This window comes from Enterobacter cloacae, from assembly GCF_013375935.1.
In the GTDB taxonomy this organism is placed as follows: Bacteria; Pseudomonadota; Gammaproteobacteria; order Enterobacterales; family Enterobacteriaceae; genus Enterobacter; species Enterobacter pasteurii.
The window spans coordinates 3,010,642-3,027,571 of the sequence record NZ_CP056117.1 but is presented as its reverse complement, the minus strand read 5'-3'; the positions used below and the strand labels follow the sequence as shown (position 1 = coordinate 3,027,571).

Annotated in this window: 17 protein-coding genes; 8 read left to right on the top strand and 9 right to left on the bottom strand. The window is 58.2% G+C overall.

The features are described 5' to 3' along the window. Nucleotides 1-42: 42 nt before the first annotated feature. Nucleotides 43-702, bottom strand: coding sequence for a fumarylacetoacetate hydrolase family protein (locus HWQ14_RS14215; RefSeq protein WP_148418028.1), 660 nt, complete (start codon nt 700-702; stop codon nt 43-45). Nucleotides 703-749: 47 nt separating this feature from the next. Further along, complete coding sequence (locus HWQ14_RS14210; protein ID WP_148418029.1) at nt 750-1,025, bottom strand: YcgL domain-containing protein; 276 nt, start codon at nt 1,023-1,025, stop codon at nt 750-752. Nucleotides 1,026-1,148: 123 nt separating this feature from the next. Between HWQ14_RS14210 and minC the strand changes: the two genes are divergently transcribed. From minC to minE, 3 genes are read left to right on the top strand one after another with little or no spacing between them, the layout of a single operon-like run. Beyond that, on the top strand, nt 1,149-1,856 hold the full coding sequence (minC, locus tag HWQ14_RS14205) for a septum site-determining protein MinC (RefSeq protein WP_176611200.1): 708 nt from the start codon (nt 1,149-1,151) through the stop codon (nt 1,854-1,856). A gap of 22 nt (nt 1,857-1,878) precedes the next feature. Further along, the gene (gene minD, locus HWQ14_RS14200; RefSeq protein ID WP_003859938.1) at nt 1,879-2,691 is read left to right on the top strand and encodes a septum site-determining protein MinD; all 813 of its coding nucleotides are present in this window, start codon (nt 1,879-1,881) and stop codon (nt 2,689-2,691) included. Nucleotides 2,692-2,694: 3 nt separating this feature from the next. After that, nucleotides 2,695-2,961, top strand: coding sequence for a cell division topological specificity factor MinE (minE, locus tag HWQ14_RS14195; RefSeq protein WP_003859937.1), 267 nt, complete (start codon nt 2,695-2,697; stop codon nt 2,959-2,961). Between the two features lie 75 nt (nt 2,962-3,036). Here the strand turns inward: minE and rnd are convergent, their stop codons facing one another. From rnd to HWQ14_RS14170, 5 genes are all read right to left on the bottom strand, one after another. Then, entirely contained in the window at nt 3,037-4,152 is a 1,116-nt protein-coding gene (gene rnd / locus HWQ14_RS14190; protein ID WP_148418283.1) for a ribonuclease D, read from the bottom strand. 83 nt (nt 4,153-4,235) lie between these two features. Continuing rightward, nucleotides 4,236-5,921 carry a long-chain-fatty-acid--CoA ligase FadD gene (gene fadD / locus HWQ14_RS14185; protein ID WP_148418031.1) on the bottom strand — a complete coding sequence of 562 codons (1,686 nt, stop codon included), beginning with the start codon at nt 5,919-5,921 and terminating at the stop codon, nt 4,236-4,238. Between the two features lie 203 nt (nt 5,922-6,124). Then, entirely contained in the window at nt 6,125-6,706 is a 582-nt protein-coding gene (locus tag HWQ14_RS14180; protein WP_176610063.1) for a Slp family lipoprotein, read from the bottom strand. Between the two features lie 37 nt (nt 6,707-6,743). After that, nucleotides 6,744-7,439, bottom strand: a complete 696-nt coding sequence (tsaB, locus tag HWQ14_RS14175; RefSeq protein ID WP_148418033.1) for a tRNA (adenosine(37)-N6)-threonylcarbamoyltransferase complex dimerization subunit type 1 TsaB — start codon at nt 7,437-7,439, stop codon at nt 6,744-6,746. A 66-nt stretch (nt 7,440-7,505) separates the two neighbouring features. Then, nucleotides 7,506-9,416, bottom strand: coding sequence for an ATP-dependent DNA helicase (locus HWQ14_RS14170; RefSeq protein WP_148418034.1), 1,911 nt, complete (start codon nt 9,414-9,416; stop codon nt 7,506-7,508). A gap of 133 nt (nt 9,417-9,549) precedes the next feature. Between HWQ14_RS14170 and HWQ14_RS14165 the strand changes: the two genes are divergently transcribed. After that, nucleotides 9,550-9,894: a RidA family protein gene (locus HWQ14_RS14165; protein ID WP_176610062.1), complete on the top strand. Its 345-nt coding sequence runs from the start codon at nt 9,550-9,552 to the stop codon at nt 9,892-9,894. Nucleotides 9,895-9,899: 5 nt separating this feature from the next. On the opposite strand, the gene HWQ14_RS14160 is transcribed toward HWQ14_RS14165, so the two are convergent. Continuing rightward, nucleotides 9,900-10,082: a YoaH family protein gene (locus tag HWQ14_RS14160; protein ID WP_176610061.1), complete on the bottom strand. Its 183-nt coding sequence runs from the start codon at nt 10,080-10,082 to the stop codon at nt 9,900-9,902. A 61-nt stretch (nt 10,083-10,143) separates the two neighbouring features. On the opposite strand from HWQ14_RS14160, the gene pabB reads away from it, so the two are divergent. The 4 genes from pabB to HWQ14_RS14140 all read left to right on the top strand — a co-directional run bounded on the left by pabB (nt 10,144) and on the right by HWQ14_RS14140 (nt 15,330). After that, nucleotides 10,144-11,472, top strand: a complete 1,329-nt coding sequence (pabB, locus tag HWQ14_RS14155) for an aminodeoxychorismate synthase component 1 (RefSeq protein ID WP_176611199.1) — start codon at nt 10,144-10,146, stop codon at nt 11,470-11,472. 2 nt (nt 11,473-11,474) lie between these two features. Beyond that, nucleotides 11,475-12,053, top strand: a complete 579-nt coding sequence (locus HWQ14_RS14150) for a CoA pyrophosphatase (RefSeq protein ID WP_148418036.1) — start codon at nt 11,475-11,477, stop codon at nt 12,051-12,053. Nucleotides 12,054-12,237: 184 nt separating this feature from the next. Beyond that, nucleotides 12,238-13,602: an L-serine ammonia-lyase gene (sdaA, locus tag HWQ14_RS14145; protein ID WP_003859920.1), complete on the top strand. Its 1,365-nt coding sequence runs from the start codon at nt 12,238-12,240 to the stop codon at nt 13,600-13,602. Between the two features lie 129 nt (nt 13,603-13,731). Further along, entirely contained in the window at nt 13,732-15,330 is a 1,599-nt protein-coding gene (locus HWQ14_RS14140; RefSeq protein WP_176610060.1) for an EAL domain-containing protein, read from the top strand. 6 nt (nt 15,331-15,336) lie between these two features. Here the strand turns inward: HWQ14_RS14140 and yoaE are convergent, their stop codons facing one another. Next, nucleotides 15,337-16,896: a CNNM family cation transport protein YoaE gene (gene yoaE / locus HWQ14_RS14135; RefSeq protein WP_148418038.1), complete on the bottom strand. Its 1,560-nt coding sequence runs from the start codon at nt 16,894-16,896 to the stop codon at nt 15,337-15,339. Nucleotides 16,897-16,930: the final 34 nt, after the last annotated feature.

Here is a 16,930-nt window from a genome sequence, read left to right as displayed (position 1 = left end):
TTGATGCAAGTTTTGCCGCCCTTTTCGGGCGGCAAGGCGCTTTTACAGCACGCGGGTTTTCAGCGACAGGCCGTTAAAGCTGACGTCCAGTTCGTCGCCGCTGTGCAGGGGACCCACGCCTTCCGGGGTGCCGGTGAGGATCACATCGCCGGGCTTCAGGGTGAAGAAGCGGCTCATGTAGGCAATCAACGGGACGATCTTGTGGATCATGTCAGCGGTGGTGCCCTGCTGGCGGACCGCGCCGTTTACCGTCAGGCTGAGCGTCGTGTTCTGCGGATCGTCGGTAAATTCGCTTACCGGAACGAAACCGGAGATGGGGCAGGAATTATCAAAACCCTTGGCTTTTTCCCACGGCTGCCCCGCCTTCTTCATTTTACCCTGCACGTCGCGCAGGGTCAGATCCAGCGCAACACCGTAACCCGCAATCGCTTTCTGCACGTGATCTTCGGTGGCCTGGCGCAGCGTCGCGCCTATCAGCACCGCCAGCTCCACTTCATGATGCACCGAGCCAAGCCCCTGCGGGAGCACCAGCGGCTGGCGAATATCGCACAGCGCGGTTTCTGGCTTGATAAACAGAACCGGCTCCTCCGGCACGGCGCTGCCCATCTCCTGAATATGTTTCGCATAGTTGCTGCCCACGCAGACCACTTTGCTGACGGGATAATCCAGTAATGCACCTTGCCAGTTATGATGTTGATACATGGTCGACCCCTAATCGGTTGAGAAGTTGATCCCGGAAAGAGCGGGAGTTATTTCTTTCCGCTCGCCTCAAGATGCTGTTTTAATAAATTCTCCGGCGGTGGCGGAAGCTGTAAATAATAGCCTTGATCCGCTAATGCCTTTTTCACTTTTTCCAGATCGGCATTGACCAGCTTCTTGCGGCCATCCAGCGGCAGCAGCATCGCCAGCTGCGGTCGGCCAAAGCTTTTCATTAATTCTTCCGGCACGCGGGAAAAATCGTCTTTCTTTTCGACATAAAGATAGGTCTGGTCGCGGCTGGTACTTCTGTAGATCACACAAAACATGTTTTTACTCTGAATTAACGGGTGGTTGCTTGCCTCAATATACTCCTGACTATAACATGCCTGATACTCTTCGGAATATCGCGGCGATGTGTTGCGGTTAATAGCAAATTGAGTAAGGCCAGGATGTCAAATACGCCCATCGAGCTTAAAGGCAGTAGCTTCACCTTATCAGTGGTTCATTTGCATGATGCAAAACCCGAGGTTATTCGTCAGGCGTTAGAAGACAAAATCGCGCAGGCTCCCGCTTTTCTTAAGCATGCGCCCGTCGTCATTAATGTAAGCGACCTTGAGGGTCCGGTGAACTGGAAGCGACTCCAGCAGGCCGTCGCCTCTACGGGGTTGCGCATCGTGGGCATCAGCGGCTGCAAAGACGCTGAGCTGAAAGCCGAAATTGACCGGGCAGGTTTGCCGCTGCTGAGCGAAGGCAAAGAAAAAGCCCCCCGCGCAGCGCCTGCAATCGTTCCCGTTCCCCCGCCTCCGGCGCAAAACGTAACCGCTGTCACAAAAACGCGATTGATTGATCTGCCGGTTCGTTCCGGTCAGCGCATTTATGCGCCAAACTGTGATCTGATCGTTACAAGCCACGTCAGCGCGGGCGCTGAACTGATTGCAGATGGCAATATTCACGTTTACGGTATGATGCGTGGACGTGCGCTTGCGGGTGCCAGCGGCGATCGAGAAGCACAAATATTTTGTACTCACCTGACGGCAGAACTGGTGTCTATCGCAGGTGAATATTGGCTGAGCGATAAAATCCCAGCCGAATTTTATGGCAAAGCGGCCCGTCTGCAGCTGGCAGACAACGCTTTGACCGTTCAACCGTTAAATTGATCCCTTTTAACAAGGAATTTCTATGGCACGCATTATTGTTGTGACTTCGGGTAAAGGAGGCGTTGGCAAGACCACCTCCAGCGCGGCCATCGCTACTGGTTTGGCCCAGAAGGGAAAGAAAACCGTCGTAATCGACTTCGATATCGGTCTGCGTAACCTGGACCTGATTATGGGCTGCGAGCGTCGCGTGGTGTATGACTTCGTGAACGTCATTCAGGGCGATGCCACCCTTAACCAGGCGTTAATTAAAGACAAGCGCACCGAGAACCTCTACATTCTCCCGGCGTCCCAGACCCGCGATAAAGATGCCCTGACCCGCGAAGGCGTGGAGAAGGTGCTCGACGATCTGAAAAAAATGGAGTTCGACTTCGTGGTCTGCGACTCCCCTGCCGGTATCGAAACCGGCGCGCTGATGGCGCTTTACTTCGCGGATGAAGCCATCATCACCACCAACCCGGAAGTCTCGTCGGTACGTGACTCCGACCGTATTCTCGGCATTCTGGCCTCGAAATCCCGCCGCGCGGAAAATGGCCAGGAGCCGATCAAAGAGCACCTTCTGCTGACCCGCTACAACCCGGGCCGCGTGAATAAAGGTGACATGCTGAGCATGGAAGACGTGCTGGAGATCCTGCGCATCAAGCTGGTTGGCGTCATCCCGGAAGATCAGTCCGTGCTGCGCGCATCAAACCAGGGCGAGCCGGTGATTCTGGATACACAGGCAGACGCGGGTAAAGCGTATGCGGATACCGTTGACCGTCTGCTGGGAGAAGAACGTCCTTTCCGCTTCATTGAAGAAGAGAAGAAAGGTTTCCTCAAACGCCTGTTCGGAGGATAAGTTATGGCATTACTGGACTTTTTTCTCTCGCGGAAAAAAAGCACCGCCAACATCGCAAAAGAACGTCTGCAAATCATCGTTGCGGAGCGCCGTCGTAGCGACGCCGAGCCGCACTACCTGCCGCAGCTGCGTAAAGACATTCTGGAAGTGATCTGCAAATACGTGCAGATTGACCCGGAAATGGTCACCGTTCAGCTGGAGCAAAAAGACGGGGATATTTCAATTCTGGAGCTGAACGTGACGCTTCCGGAAGCGGAAGAGTCACGTTAAATCGTTGGTAGTTCGTAACCCCGGCAGGCGCAGCGCCACCGGGGAAATATGCCGGGTATATGCCCGGCATATTTGTTAGCGCGGATAACCTTCCAGCAGGGTATTCAGGCGTTCGGCCATCAGTTCACCCCGCCATCCCGCGACAAGCTCCGGCAGGCCGTTCTGCGGCTTTAACTTCCAGTGCCAGTTCAGCAGCTGGTTAATCTGCCGACGTGAAGCCAGCAGCTCCGCGCTCAGCCTGCTTTCGCTCGCCACCGCCTGCACCAGCGCTTTGATATCCTTAAACGCCTTGCGGTAGCCCGGCATATCCATCAGGTTTAGCAGCGGCTCCGGCAGCGCCTCTTCCGGCAGCTGCCGGGCTTTCTCAACCAGCGCGAGCAGGGTTTTGCCGTGGAAGCGGATCTCGCTCCCGGAAAGGCCGATGCTGTCCAGCTCGCCAAGACTGCCCGGCATGTAGCGCGCTACGGCCCACAGATGCTCTTCGCGCACCACGAAATTAACCGCCAGGTCACGCTCGCGCGCTTTACGCAGGCGCCAGTCGGCCAGCAGCTGCAGGCAGGCCAGCTGGCGCGTGCGCAGCTGCCAGGCGTTGGTGATATCACGCCAGGCCTCTTTCGGGTCAACGACTTCCTGACGACGCTGTTGGGTCATGCGGCACTCGTCCAGCGCGGCGTCCAGCCAGCCGGAGGCTTCCGCCTCCTTCATTAGCTGGCCGGCGATCGGCAGCAGGTAGAACACGTCTGCCGCGGCATATTCAAGCTGGCGCGCCGTCAGCGGACGCGCCAGCCAGTCGGTGCGGGACTCGCTCTTATCGAGCGTCAGGCCGGTGTACTCTTCCACCATCGCCGCAAAGCCCCAGGAGAGCGGACGACCGCTGAACGCCGCGAGGATCTGGGTGTCAATCAGCGGCTGCGGCATGATGCCAAAGGTGTTGAGGAATACTTCCAGATCTTCACTGCCCGCGTGCAGATATTTCGTTACGGCGGTATCAAGCAACAGCTCGCGCATTGGCGCCCAGTCGGTGATGCCAAGGGGGTCAATCAACGACACGTGTTTGCCGTCATACATCTGAATCAGACCCAGCTGGGGGTAGTATGTTCGGGTGCGGACAAATTCCGTATCCAGGGCGATAGCGGGGAAATCACGCGTCACCTCGCACAGCGAAGCCAGCTCGTCGTTGGTAGTGATCATCTGGTAATTCAAATCGGACTCTCTTTTGTTTGCGCCCATAAAAAACGCCGGCTTAACCGGCGTCTGGGCGATTAACGTGAAGCTCAGGCCTTATTGTCCACGTTGGCGCGGGCTTCGTCACGTAATTCTCGTCGTAATATCTTCCCGACGTTGGATTTCGGCAGCTCGTCGCGGAATTCCACCAGCTTCGGCACTTTATATCCCGTCAGGTGACGGCGACAGAAGGTTATCAGCTCCTCTTCCGTCAGCGAACCCTGTTTCCTGACCACAAATATCTTCACCGCTTCGCCGCTGCTGCCGGACGGGACGCCCACTGCCGCCACTTCCAGCACGCCGCTGTGCTGCATGACCACATCTTCAATTTCGTTCGGATAGACGTTGAAGCCGGAAACGAGGATCATGTCTTTTTTGCGATCGACGATGCGCAGGAAACCTTCGTCATCCATCACCGCAATGTCGCCGGTGTAGAGCCAGCCGTCTTTGATGATGTCGTCCGTGGCATCCGGGCGCTGCCAGTAGCCCAGCATCACCTGCGGCCCTCTTACGCACAGCTCGCCGGGCTCGCCATGAGGCACTTCATTGCCCTCATCGTCCACCAGCTTTGCTTCCGTCGACGGCACCGGCAGGCCGATGCTGCCGCTGTGGTAGTCAATATCGTGCGGGTTCACGCTGACCAGCGGCGCGCACTCCGTCAGGCCGTAGCCTTCCAGCAGATACTGCCCGGTGAGCTTCACCCAGCGCTCGGCAACCGCCTGCTGGACGGGCATACCGCCGCCCGCCGAAAGGTGCAGCGTGGAAAAATCGAGCTGCTGGAACTCTTTGTTGTTAAGCAGCGCGTTAAACAGGGTGTTCACGCCGGTCATGGCGGTGAACGGGTATTTCGCCAGCTCCTTAACCAGGCCGGGGATGTCGCGCGGGTTTGTGATCAGCACGTTCTGGCCGCCCAGCTCGATAAACAGCAGGCAGTTCATGGTCAGGGCGAAAATGTGATACAGCGGAAGCGCGGTGATCACAAGCTCTTTGCCCGGGTGCAGCAGCGGGCCGTAGGTGGCGTTAACCTGCTCAAGGTTCGCCAGCATGTTGCGATGGGTCAGCATCGCCCCTTTAGCCACGCCGGTTGTGCCACCGGTGTATTGCAGAAACGCCAGATCTTCCGCCACGATTTCCGGCTTCACGTACTGCATCCGGTAGCCCGCATGCAGCGCGCGGCGGAAAGAGATGGCGTCCGGCAGATGGTATTTTGGTACCAGGCGCTTAACGTATTTGACGACAAAGTTGACCAGCGTACCTTTCGCGGTAGAGAGCTGGTCGCCCATGCGCGTCAGGATAACGTGTTTGACCTGGGTTCTTTCAACCACCTTTTCCAGCGTGTGGGCAAAGTTGGAGACGATCACAATCGCCGCCGCACCGCTGTCATTCAGCTGATGCTCCAGCTCGCGCGGGGTGTAAAGCGGGTTGACGTTCACAACGATCATCCCGGCCCTGAGGATCCCGAACAGCGCCACCGGATACTGCAGCAGGTTCGGCATCATCAGCGCGACGCGATCCCCTTTCTGCAACCCCAACCCTTCCTGTAAATAGGCCGCAAACGCCCGGCTGCGCTCTTCCAGCTTTCGGAAGGTCATCACTTCGCCCATGTTCACAAATGCGGGCTGGTCAGCATAACGCCGTACCGAGTGTTCAAATAATTCAATCAGGGATTGATAACGGTCAGGATTGATCTCCGCAGGGACATCCGCGGGATAACGGTTAAGCCAAACCTTTTTCAATGCATCACCTCTGAAATGAGTGTTCGTCGTCATCACAGCCCCGATAATAAACAGTTTGTTAACATTATATTAACTCAGCGTACCAGTTTATTAATTGTTCAGATTGCAGGTTGCGAAGCGCGTCACTCTTTTTTTTCGTTTTATCCGTAAAAAAACAGAGACAGCGGCTAAGCCGCTGTCTCTTTTCTATCAATAACAGTAACTTACTCGGTTACGATGGTTTGTACCTGTGCAGGGCCTGGGGTGTACCAGCCCCAGCCACCGTAGCCGTAACGGTACGGATGAGGGCCCCACATCCAGGGGTCGATCGGCTGCGGCGGCATGACGACCTGCTGGGCAATACGCCAGCGCTTGTAGCCGTTAACCTGCATGGTCATAAATTTGTACGGCGTATTGCCGATTTTACCCGCCACCGAACCGGTGATCGGGCCGACAACGGTCACCAGCTGTCCACGGAAATCAACCGGGTCGAGGAAGCCGCTAACGTCCGCGTAGATCCGCCCGCGCGAGGCTTCACCCAGAACAGGCCGCGCGCCGCCGTCCAGCGGGACGGTGGCAATTTCCAGGCGGGTTTTCCCCTGCTGGTTAACGACGTCAACCACCTTGCCGCCAAACCGCGCTTCCTGGCCAACGTACAGCTCCGGGGCGTTCATCACGCGTACCAGATCCTGCTGTGGCGTCGGGCTGGTGCCCTTAATCGCATCAGGAACGGTAACGCACCCGCTCAGCGCTATGGCAAACGCGCCTGCCATAAAAAAGCGTACAACTTTAGTCTGAACCGCCATGATGCGACTCCTTTTTCTCAGTTCCTGTTACTGAGATTCACTCGCGGCCCGGAAGTTTCTTCCACGCGACGGTGTTTCGTAAATAAACCGGTTCAGCGTGTTCAACCGCCACGGTTTTACCTGCGGCAAGCAGCTGACCGGCGATCGGGAGCATATCTTCAGCGGCAGGCAGGAGCATGTTGCCGTCCACCAGCGTGATGCCGGTATCCTTCGCCATCTCAGGCCATGCTGGCCAGCCGGTTCCGACCGTTGCCCACTCGCCGGTGAGCTGCTTCAGGCGTTCCGTAACGGCTTCAGGCTTAAGCACCGCTTCCGTCTCTTCGCCGTGCCAGACGCCGTTTTCATCGCGGGTATATTCCGCCCAGTACACTTCACCCATGCGGGCATCAATCGCGGCCAGCACGCGGGTGGCCCCGGTCATGCGCCAGGCGCCCTGAGCCATCGTTGCAAGCGTAGAGACGCCGATCATCGGCAGCTCGGCGCCCAGCGCCAGCCCCTGCGCAATGCCAATCCCGATACGTACGCCCGTGAAGCTGCCCGGCCCACGGCCATAGGCCAGCGCGTCGAGATCGGTCAGGGCGGCGTTGCCCTCGGTTAAAATGGTTTTCACCAGGGGCAGAATACGCTGGGTGTGTTCCCGTGGGCACTCTTCGAAATGAGCAAAGATCGTACCGTCGTTCCACAGGGCAACGGAACAGGCCTCTGTCGCGGTATCAATAGCCAGAATTCGCATCAGTCGTCGCGCTCTCGCAATGGTCAGTCACAAAATGGCGCGCATCTTAACACACTCCGGCGAGAATTACTCCGCCGTTGGGTTCGCCAGGAAGCGAACCGCGCGTTTAATATCCCGCGTGCGCGGCGCGGGCGGCAGGCTGGCAAGGAAGGTGGCACCGTAGGGGCGCATCACCAGGCGGTTGTCGCAGATAACCAGCACGCCACGATCGGTAACGTCGCGGATCAGGCGCCCTACCCCCTGTTTAAGGGTAATTACCGCGTCCGGCAGCTGAACGTCGTCGAACGGATCGCCCCCGCGCAGGCGGCAATCCTCCATGCGCGCTTTCAGCAGCGGGTCGTCCGGCGAGGTGAACGGCAGTTTATCGATAATCACCAGCGAGAGCGTATCGCCGCGCACGTCCACCCCTTCCCAGAAGCTGCTGGTCGCCACCAGCAGGGCGTTACCGGCGCTGACGAACTGCTGGAGCAGCTGGCCTTTGCTGGTTTCACCCTGCAATAGCACCGGCAGGGTCATGGTGGCGCGGAACTGCTCGGCCAGATCGCGCATCATGGCGTGAGAGGTACAGAGCATAAAGCAGCGGCCGTTGTTGGCCTCAATCATCGGCTTGAGCATTGCTGCCAGATGACGCGCCGCCCCCGGCTGATTCGGCAGCGGCAGATTGCGCGGCACGCACAGCAGCGCCTGTTTTTCATAGTCAAAAGGGCTCGGCAGAAGCAGGGATTCTGCCTGCTCGATGCCGAGGCGCTCGGTAAAGTGGTGCAGATCGTCATTGACGGACAGCGTGGCGGAAGTAAAGACCCAGGTGCCGGGCTTTTGCGCCATCACCTCTTTGAACTTATCGGCAACGGTCAGCGGCGTCAGCGCCAGGGTGAAGTGGCGCGAGGTGCATTCATACCAGTAGCTGTACCCCGGCTGGTTAATCTCCTTCAGCCGCTTCAGCCGCCCGCGATAGAGCGTGGCGCGCTCAAAGGCGGCGTCCAGCAGGGCGGAGCGTCCAAGAGACAGCTTCGCCACGTCGTAGCAGAGCTCAAGAGCGTCATCGAGCAGCAGCAGCGCGCGCTGAATGTTTTTGTCTGCGAGCAGTTCGCGCAGGTTGCCGCGATAGCCCGGCTCGCCGAGCTGTAAACGGAAGTCCTGCGCGCACTGCGCCAGGCGATCGGCGCACTTTTGCAGCTGCTGGGTGTCTTTTAATTCGGTGCGATAGGCAATGGTGAAATCTTTCGCCAGGTCCTGAAGCTGGCGGCTTGAGAGCGACTGGCCGAAATACTGGCTGGCGATGTCCGGCAGCTGGTGGGCTTCATCGAAGATCATCACCTCCGCTTCGGGAATGAGTTCCCCAAAGCCGCTGTCTTTCACTACCATATCCGCGAGGAACAGGTGGTGGTTGACCACCACCACATCCGCATCCATGGCGGTTTTGCGCGCTTTTACCACAAAGCAGTCTTTATACAGCGGACAGTCGCTGCCGAGGCAGTTATCGTTGGTGCTGGTCACCAGCGGCCAGGCGGGGGAGTCTTCCGGCACGCTCGCGCAGGTGCTGATATCCCCCTCCTCCGTCTGGTTGGCCCAGGCGCGCAGGACAATCACATCGCTCAGGGTTTGCACCGGCAAATCGCCTCCCGCCAGCGCCTGCTGTTCGAGCCGCTCCAGGCAGAGGTAGTTAGAACGCCCTTTCAGCAGCGCCAGACGGCCTTTGTATTTCAGCGCTTTCGCCACCGTCGGCAGGTCACGGCTGTAGAGCTGGTCCTGTAGGGCTTTTGATCCCGTAGAGATGATCACCTTCTTTTTCGCCCGCAGCGCAGGCGCGAGGTAAGCGTAGGTTTTCCCCGTGCCGGTTCCGGCCTCCACCACCAGCGGCTGCGCCTTGTCGATGGCGTGCGCGACGGCATGCGCCATCTGACGCTGGGGTTCACGCGGCTTAAAGCCGGGAATAGCCTGTGCTAACTGACCTTCTGGGGAAAAATCGTCTGCCACGGTGTTCTCTCACTGTATTTTTGCACAGGGATTATGTCAGCCCATCCTCTCCTGTGCCACCCCAAATAGTGACGACGGCGGAACAATATGGCAGTCTTGCCGGCTGACGACGAAAAATAACGAGGATACGTTTATGACTATTGTGCGCATTGATGCCGAAGCCCGCTGGTCTGATGTGGTGATCCACAACCAGACGCTCTACTACACCGGCGTGCCCGCTAACCTGGACGCCGACGCCTTCGAGCAGACCGCGAACACCCTGGCGCAGATCGACGCCGTGCTGGAAAAACAGGGCAGTGACAAATCCCGCATTCTGGATGCGACGATTTTCCTGGCAAATAAGGACGATTTCGCGGCAATGAACAAAGCCTGGGATGCGTGGGTGGTGGCAGGTCATGCGCCTGTACGCTGTACCGTACAGGCCGCACTGATGAAACCGGAATATAAGGTAGAGATCAAGATTATCGCGGCGATGTAAGCCCGTTACTCTTCATCTTCATCCTCAAAACGCGCCACGATCCGCTCGCCGGTATGGTTGGCGCGAAGTTCTTCCGCGACCTGGGAAATCGCCTGTCCGCTGCTCATCCCCTGGGACATCAGCTCCTGGATACGCTCAACAGCTTTCTGCTGCTGGTCATGGCTGAGAGAAGGTAAACCTGCAAACATCGTCAACTCCTGCTAAATTATTCGCGCTAATTATTTCACGCTGCCCGGTAGTATGCCATACATGAACATGCGCTTCCCCACTGTTATTGCCTTGCCCTGGCGTGAAGACGCCGCCGAGTTCTGGTTTTCTCGTCTGAGCCATCTTCCCTTCGCCATGCTGCTGCACTCGGGCCATGCGGATCACCCCTACAGCCGATTCGATATTCTGGTGGCCGACCCGGTCAGGACGCTGACCACCGAAAGCCTTTTACCGACGGACGATCCGCTGATGCGGCTTCAGGAGGAGATCGGCGCGCTGGGATTATCAGCCGCCCCAAGCCCGGATCTCCCGTTCCAGGGTGGCGCCCTGGGCCTGTTTGGCTACGATCTGGGCCGCCGCTTTGAAACGCTGCCCGGACGGGCGCTGGCGGATATTTCCCTGCCCGATATGGCGGTGGGGCTGTATGACTGGGCGCTGATCGTGGATCATCGTAAACAGACGGTTTCCCTGGTATGCCATGGTGACGTGCAGGGCCGTCTGGCCTGGCTTGAGGCGCAACGTCCCGCTCCGGTGGAACCCTTCAGGCTTGCCTCCGGCTGGCGCTCGAACATGACCGCCGCGGACTACGCGGAAAAATTCTCCCGCGTACAGGCCTATCTGCAAAGCGGTGACTGCTATCAGGTTAACCTTGCCCAGCGTTTCCAGGCCGCGTACCGCGGGGACGAGTGGCAGGCGTTCACCCGCCTTAATGCCAGCAATAAGGCCCCGTTCAGCGCGTTTTTACGCCTTGAACGCGGCACGATCCTCAGCCTGTCGCCCGAGCGCTTTATTCATCTGGCGGAAGGTATAATTCAGACCCGCCCGATTAAGGGCACCCTGCCGCGCCTTGCCGATCCGGATGCCGACCGCCAGCAGGCGGAAAAGCTGGCGGCCTCGCCGAAAGACCGGGCTGAAAACCTGATGATTGTCGACCTGATGCGCAATGATATCGGCCGCGTCGCCGAGCCGGGCAGCGTGCGCGTGCCGGAGCTGTTCGTCGTGGAGCCTTTCCCGGCGGTGCACCATCTGGTCAGCACCGTTACCGCGCGTCTGCCCGCGTCGCGCTCGGCCTGCGATCTGCTTCGCGCGGCGTTTCCTGGCGGCTCCATCACCGGTGCGCCAAAGGTCCGCGCGATGGAGATTATCGATGAGCTGGAGCCACATCGCCGCAACGCCTGGTGCGGGAGCATCGGCTATATCAGCCTGTGCGGGACCATGGATACCAGCATCACCATTCGCACCCTGACGGCCAGCAACGGCACCCTGTACTGCTCCGCGGGCGGCGGCATTGTGGCCGACAGTCAGGTTGAGGCGGAATATCAGGAAACCTTTGATAAAGTGAATCGTATTCTGAAGCAGCTGGAGAACTAACGGTGGAGAAAGAGAACCTGACGCTGGATGATTTTTTATCGCGCTTTCAGCTTTTGCGGCCCCAGATTAACCGCGCCACGCTGAATCAACGTCAGGCGGCGGTGCTGATCCCCGTGGTGCGTCGGGAGCAGCCGGGCCTGCTGCTGACGCAGCGCTCCCCCCATATGCGAAAACACGCCGGCCAGGTTGCGTTTCCCGGCGGCGCGGTGGACAGCACCGACGCTTCGCTGATTGCTGCCGCACTGCGTGAGGCACACGAAGAAGTGGCCATCCCGCCTGAAGCCGTCGAGGTCATCGGGGTGCTGCCGCCGGTCGACAGCGTAACCGGTTTTCAGGTCACCCCGGTCGTCGGCATTATCCCCCCCAATCTTCAGTATCACGCCAGCGTCGATGAAGTGTCTGCGGTGTTCGAAATGCCGCTGGAAGAGGCCCTTCGATTGAGCCGCTATCACCCGCTGGATATTCACCGTCGCGGACACGATCATCGGGTCTGGCTGTCGTGGTACCAGCATTATTTTGTCTGGGGCATGACGGCAGGCATTATTCGTGAACTGGCCCTGCAAATCGGCCTGAAGCCTTGACTATACTTTACATTCCACCCTTTTCTGGCAGGTTTGCGATCGGCGTCGCGCTATTAGCAAAACCATCGTTAACCATTAGTTTAATTCATGTGAATAGTTAAGCCGAGGTTGATGTTCCCTCTTACACTATGCGCAGTTATAACATCGTTACTGGAACCCCAGTAACCCTGTCAGGAGTGTGAAAGTGATTAGTATATTCGACATGTTCAAAGTGGGGATTGGCCCGTCCTCTTCCCACACTGTAGGGCCGATGAAGGCCGGTAAACAGTTCGTCGATGATCTGGTCGAAAAAGGATTACTGGAAAGCGTTACCCGTGTCGCCGTAGACGTTTACGGTTCACTGTCATTAACGGGTAAAGGCCACCACACCGATATCGCCATTATTATGGGTCTGGCGGGCAACATGCCGGACACTGTTGATATTGATGCCATTCCGGCATTCATCCGCGACGTGGAAACGCGCGGTCGCCTGCTGCTGGCTAACGGCCAGCACGAAGTGGATTTCCCGCAGGATGACGGGATGCGTTTTCGCAGCGACAACCTGCCGCTGCATGAAAACGGCATGACCATTCATGCCTGGAGCGGCGAAAAAGAGATCTACAGCAAAACCTATTACTCCATCGGCGGCGGCTTCATCGTTGATGAAGAGCATTTTGGTAAAGAGAGCGCGGGCGACGTCAACGTGCCCTATCCGTTCAAATCCGCTACCGAGATGCTGGGCTACTGCAAAGAGACCGGCCTGTCCCTGTCCGGTATGGTGATGCAGAACGAGCTGGCGCTGCACAGCAAAAAAGAGATCGAAGACTATTTTGCCAACGTGTGGCAAACCATGCGCGCCTGTATTGACCGCGGGATGAACACCGAAGGCGTTCTGCCCGGGCCGCTGCGCGTACCGCGTCGTGCCTCTGCGCTGCGCCGTATGCTGGTGACCACGGACAAGTTCTCCAACGACCCGATGAACGTGGTTGACTGGGTAAACATGTTCGCGCTGGCGGTTAACGAAGAGAACGCCGCGGGTGGTCGCGTCGTGACGGCGCCAACCAACGGCGCGTGCGGTATCGTTCCGGCCGTGCTGGCCTACTACGATCACTTTATTGAGCCCGTGACGCCGGACATTTATATCCGTTATTTCCTCGCGGCAGGCGCCATCGGCGCGCTGTACAAGATGAACGCGTCTATCTCCGGCGCTGAGGTAGGCTGTCAGGGTGAGGTGGGCGTTGCCTGCTCCATGGCGGCAGCCGGTCTGGCGGAGCTGCTGGGTGCAAGCCCAGAGCAGGTTTGCGTGGCGGCCGAAATCGGTATGGAGCATAACCTCGGTCTGACCTGCGATCCGGTTGCCGGTCAGGTACAGGTGCCGTGCATTGAGCGTAACGCCATCGCCTCCGTCAAGGCCATCAACGCCTCGCGCATGGCGATGCGCCGTACCAGCGAGCCGCGCGTGTCTCTGGATAAGGTTATCGAAACCATGTACGAAACCGGCAAGGACATGAACGCGAAGTACCGCGAGACCTCTCGCGGCGGCCTGGCCATTAAGGTGCAGTGCGACTAATACTTCCCCTCGCCCGTCTGCAACGGATGGGCGAATTTTCCCTTCTCGTCTCGTCGCTTCCCGTATTCCCCACTACACTGTCTCTGTTGCGTCCGGCTTTTTTGACTGGTGCTTATCAGGCGACCGTTCATGCAAAATGCACAAACGATCATTAAAGACTATCGCCGAAAGCGCGCTATCGTCTGCGTCACGGTTGCGCTCGTTACGCTCGTCCTGACCCTGGGCGTACGCTTTATTTCGCAGCGCAACATAAATCAGGATCGGATCCTCGACTTTACCCACAGCACCGTGCGCGCGCTGGACAAGGTGCTTATGTCCCTGGAAACCCACCGTGAAACGCTCCTTTCGCTGGTTGGCGAACCCTGTTCTGAGGTGAATCTGGTCCTGCGAAAGCAGGCTGCGATTCTGCAAACCGTACGCTCGATCGCCCTCATAAAAGACGGAACGCTGTATTGCTCAAGCGTGTTTGGCATTCGTAACGTTCCCGTCAGCGAATTTCAGCCGATACTGCCGTCCAGTGAACCGAAGCTGCTGTTACTGACCGACCGGTGGCTTTTAAAAGGCAGCCCGGTGCTTATCCAGTGGTCCCCCGTGGCGGGCCAGGGCACGGACGGGGTAATGGAGGTGGTGAATATCGATCTTATTACCAAAATGATCCTCGAGCCGCAGCGGCCGCTTATTACCGACGTTGTCCTCAAGGTAGGCGATAATTTTCTCCGCTACGGGCAGCAGGTTTCGGATACCCTGGCCCTGGATGAAAACGCGCCCCGGCTGGAACAGCCCTCGCAGCGTTATCCGTTCAGCGTTACCGTGAGCGGGCCAGGCCCCGGCGAGATGGCGTTAAAAAATCTGCCAACCCAGCTGCCGCTGGCGCTGATGCTCAGCTTGCTGATGGGCTATATCGCGTGGCTCGCCACGGCGCGGCGCATGAGCTTTACCTGGGAAATCAACATGGGGATCGCCGCCCGGGAGTTTGACCTCTTTTGCCAGCCGCTGGTCAATGCCCGCACCGGGGAGTGCGTCGGCGTTGAGATCCTCCTGCGCTGGAATAACCCGCGCCAGGGGTCGATCTCTCCCGACGTGTTTATACCCCTGGCTGAAGAACATAATCTGATTGTGCCGCTTACCCGCTACGTCATCAGCGAAACGGTGCGTCAGATTGGCTATTTTCCCGCCTCACGGGATTTTCATATTGGCATCAACGTGGCAGCCAGCCATTTTCGCCGCGCCGCGCTGATCCGGGATCTCAACCGGATCTGGTTTAACGCCAGCCCGGTTCAACAGCTGATTATTGAGTTAACCGAACGCGATGCGCTGCTCGACGTGGATTACCGCATCGTGCGCGAGCTGCACCGTAAAGGGGTGAAGCTTGCGATTGATGATTTTGGTACCGGCAACAGTTCCCTTTCCTGGCTCGAAAAGCTTCATCCGGACGTGCTGAAAATCGATAAGTCCTTCACCGCCGCGATCGGCACCGACGCCGTAAACTCAACGGTAACGGATATTATTATTGCCCTGGGCCAGCGGCTGAACATTGAACTGGTTGCGGAAGGGGTTGAAACCGGGGAGCAGTCGCGCTATTTGCGCCGTCACGGCGTGCATATTCTGCAGGGATTTTTGTATGCGCGGCCTATGCCGCTGCGGGAGTTTCCGAAATGGCTGGCGGAGAGTTCCCCTCCGCCAGCGCATCACAACGGACACATCGTGCCCTTAATGCCGTTACGCTAGATGGCGTTACTCTTCTTCGTCGTGGGCTGACTGCTCTTTAACAATACGCACCATATCCACGCGATAGTCGTTGGCCTCAACGATGGTAATTTGCAGCGGCGGCAGTTCAAGCACGTCACCGACGCGCGGGATCTGTCCGTTAACCGCAATCACCAGCCCCGCCACGGTAGCGATGTCTTCGTCGTCATTCACCACGTTTTCCACGCCCAGCGTGTGCGACAGCGCGTGCAGGTCGGTGGTCCCTTTTACCAGCCAGCCGTCGCCGTCGGCAACGATTTCCGGCGTTTCATCCGCATCAGGGAATTCCCCGGCGATGGCTTCCAGCACGTCCAGCGGCGTCACCAGACCCTGTACCACACCAAATTCGTTGGTGACGATAACAAAGCTTCCGCGCGCGCGGCGCAGCACGCCCAGCAGGTTAATCGGATCCAGCGTCTCCGGCACCACAATAGCGGGCGACGCGGCGGCGACAGCTTCGACGTTGATGCCCTCTTCCAGCGCCACCAGCATCTCCTTCGCGCGCACCACACCGATGATTTCATCCAGCTCGCCCCGGCAAACCGGGAACAGGCTGTGCGGTGAGGAGAGCAGCTGCTGACGAATTTCATCGACGCTCAGGTTGGCATCGACCCAGCTGATTTCACCGCGCGGCGTCATGATGCCGCGCAGGGAGCGGGAGGCCAGGGAGAGCACGCCGTTAATCATGTAACGTTCTTCTTCCACGAACGCCCCTTCCGGAACCGGCACCGGATTACGGTTTTCGGAATCAGACTGCACGTTCACCTGACGGCGACCGCCCATCAGACGCAGGATCGCATCTGCGGTACGGGCGCGCAGCGGCTGATTCGACTGCTGCTTAATAAAGTTACGGCGTGCAATCTGGTTAAACAGCTCGATCAGGATCGAGAAGCCAATCGCGGCGTACAGGTAGCCTTTCGGAATATGGAAGCCAAAGCCTTCCGCCACCAGGCTCAGACCAATCATCAGCAGGAAGCTCAGACACAGCACCACTACCGTCGGATGCTGGTTGACGAAGCGCGTCAGCGGCTTCGAGGCCAGCAGCATTACCGCCATCGCAATCACAACGGCCGCCATCATCACCGGCAGATGGTTCACCATGCCCACCGCAGTAATCACCGCATCCAGCGAGAAGACCGCATCAAGCACCACAATCTGAAGCACGACCACCCAGAAGCTGGCGTAGCCTTTCCCGTGCCCACCGTCGTGCTGCCGGTTCTCCAGCCGTTCATGTAGCTCTGTTGTGGCTTTGAACAGCAGGAAAAGCCCCCCCACCAGCATGATCAAATCGCGTCCGGAGAAGGTGAAATCCATAACGGTGAACAGGGGCTTCGTCAGGGTGACCATCCACGAGATCACGGACAGTAAGCCCAGTCGCATGATCAGCGCCAGCGAGAGGCCGATCAGACGCGCTTTATCACGCTGTTTCGGCGGCAGCTTGTCCGCGAGGATGGCGATAAATACCAGGTTGTCGATACCGAGAACGATCTCCAGCACGACCAGCGTAAGCAAGCCGACCCAGATTGACGGGTCCATTAAGAATTCCATGAGACGCTCCTGCTAAAGGAATGACAAAGCGGTG

Excerpts from the sequence above, each read along its gene's own strand:
- HWQ14_RS14215 (WP_148418028.1), bottom strand. The coding sequence starts at position 702 with ATGTATCAACATCATAACTGGCAAGGTGCATTACTGGATTATCCCGTC.
- HWQ14_RS14210 (WP_148418029.1), bottom strand. The coding sequence starts at position 1,025 with ATGTTTTGTGTGATCTACAGAAGTACCAGCCGCGACCAGACCTATCTT.
- minC (WP_176611200.1), top strand. The coding sequence starts at position 1,149 with ATGTCAAATACGCCCATCGAGCTTAAAGGCAGTAGCTTCACCTTATCA.
- minD (WP_003859938.1), top strand. The coding sequence starts at position 1,879 with ATGGCACGCATTATTGTTGTGACTTCGGGTAAAGGAGGCGTTGGCAAG.
- minE (WP_003859937.1), top strand. The coding sequence starts at position 2,695 with ATGGCATTACTGGACTTTTTTCTCTCGCGGAAAAAAAGCACCGCCAAC.
- rnd (WP_148418283.1), bottom strand. The coding sequence starts at position 4,152 with ATGATCACTACCAACGACGAGCTGGCTTCGCTGTGCGAGGTGACGCGT.
- HWQ14_RS14180 (WP_176610063.1), bottom strand. The coding sequence starts at position 6,706 with ATGGCGGTTCAGACTAAAGTTGTACGCTTTTTTATGGCAGGCGCGTTT.
- tsaB (WP_148418033.1), bottom strand. The coding sequence starts at position 7,439 with ATGCGAATTCTGGCTATTGATACCGCGACAGAGGCCTGTTCCGTTGCC.
- HWQ14_RS14165 (WP_176610062.1), top strand. The coding sequence starts at position 9,550 with ATGACTATTGTGCGCATTGATGCCGAAGCCCGCTGGTCTGATGTGGTG.
- HWQ14_RS14160 (WP_176610061.1), bottom strand. The coding sequence starts at position 10,082 with ATGTTTGCAGGTTTACCTTCTCTCAGCCATGACCAGCAGCAGAAAGCT.
- pabB (WP_176611199.1), top strand. The coding sequence starts at position 10,144 with ATGAACATGCGCTTCCCCACTGTTATTGCCTTGCCCTGGCGTGAAGAC.
- HWQ14_RS14140 (WP_176610060.1), top strand. The coding sequence starts at position 13,732 with ATGCAAAATGCACAAACGATCATTAAAGACTATCGCCGAAAGCGCGCT.
- yoaE (WP_148418038.1), bottom strand. The coding sequence starts at position 16,896 with ATGGAATTCTTAATGGACCCGTCAATCTGGGTCGGCTTGCTTACGCTG.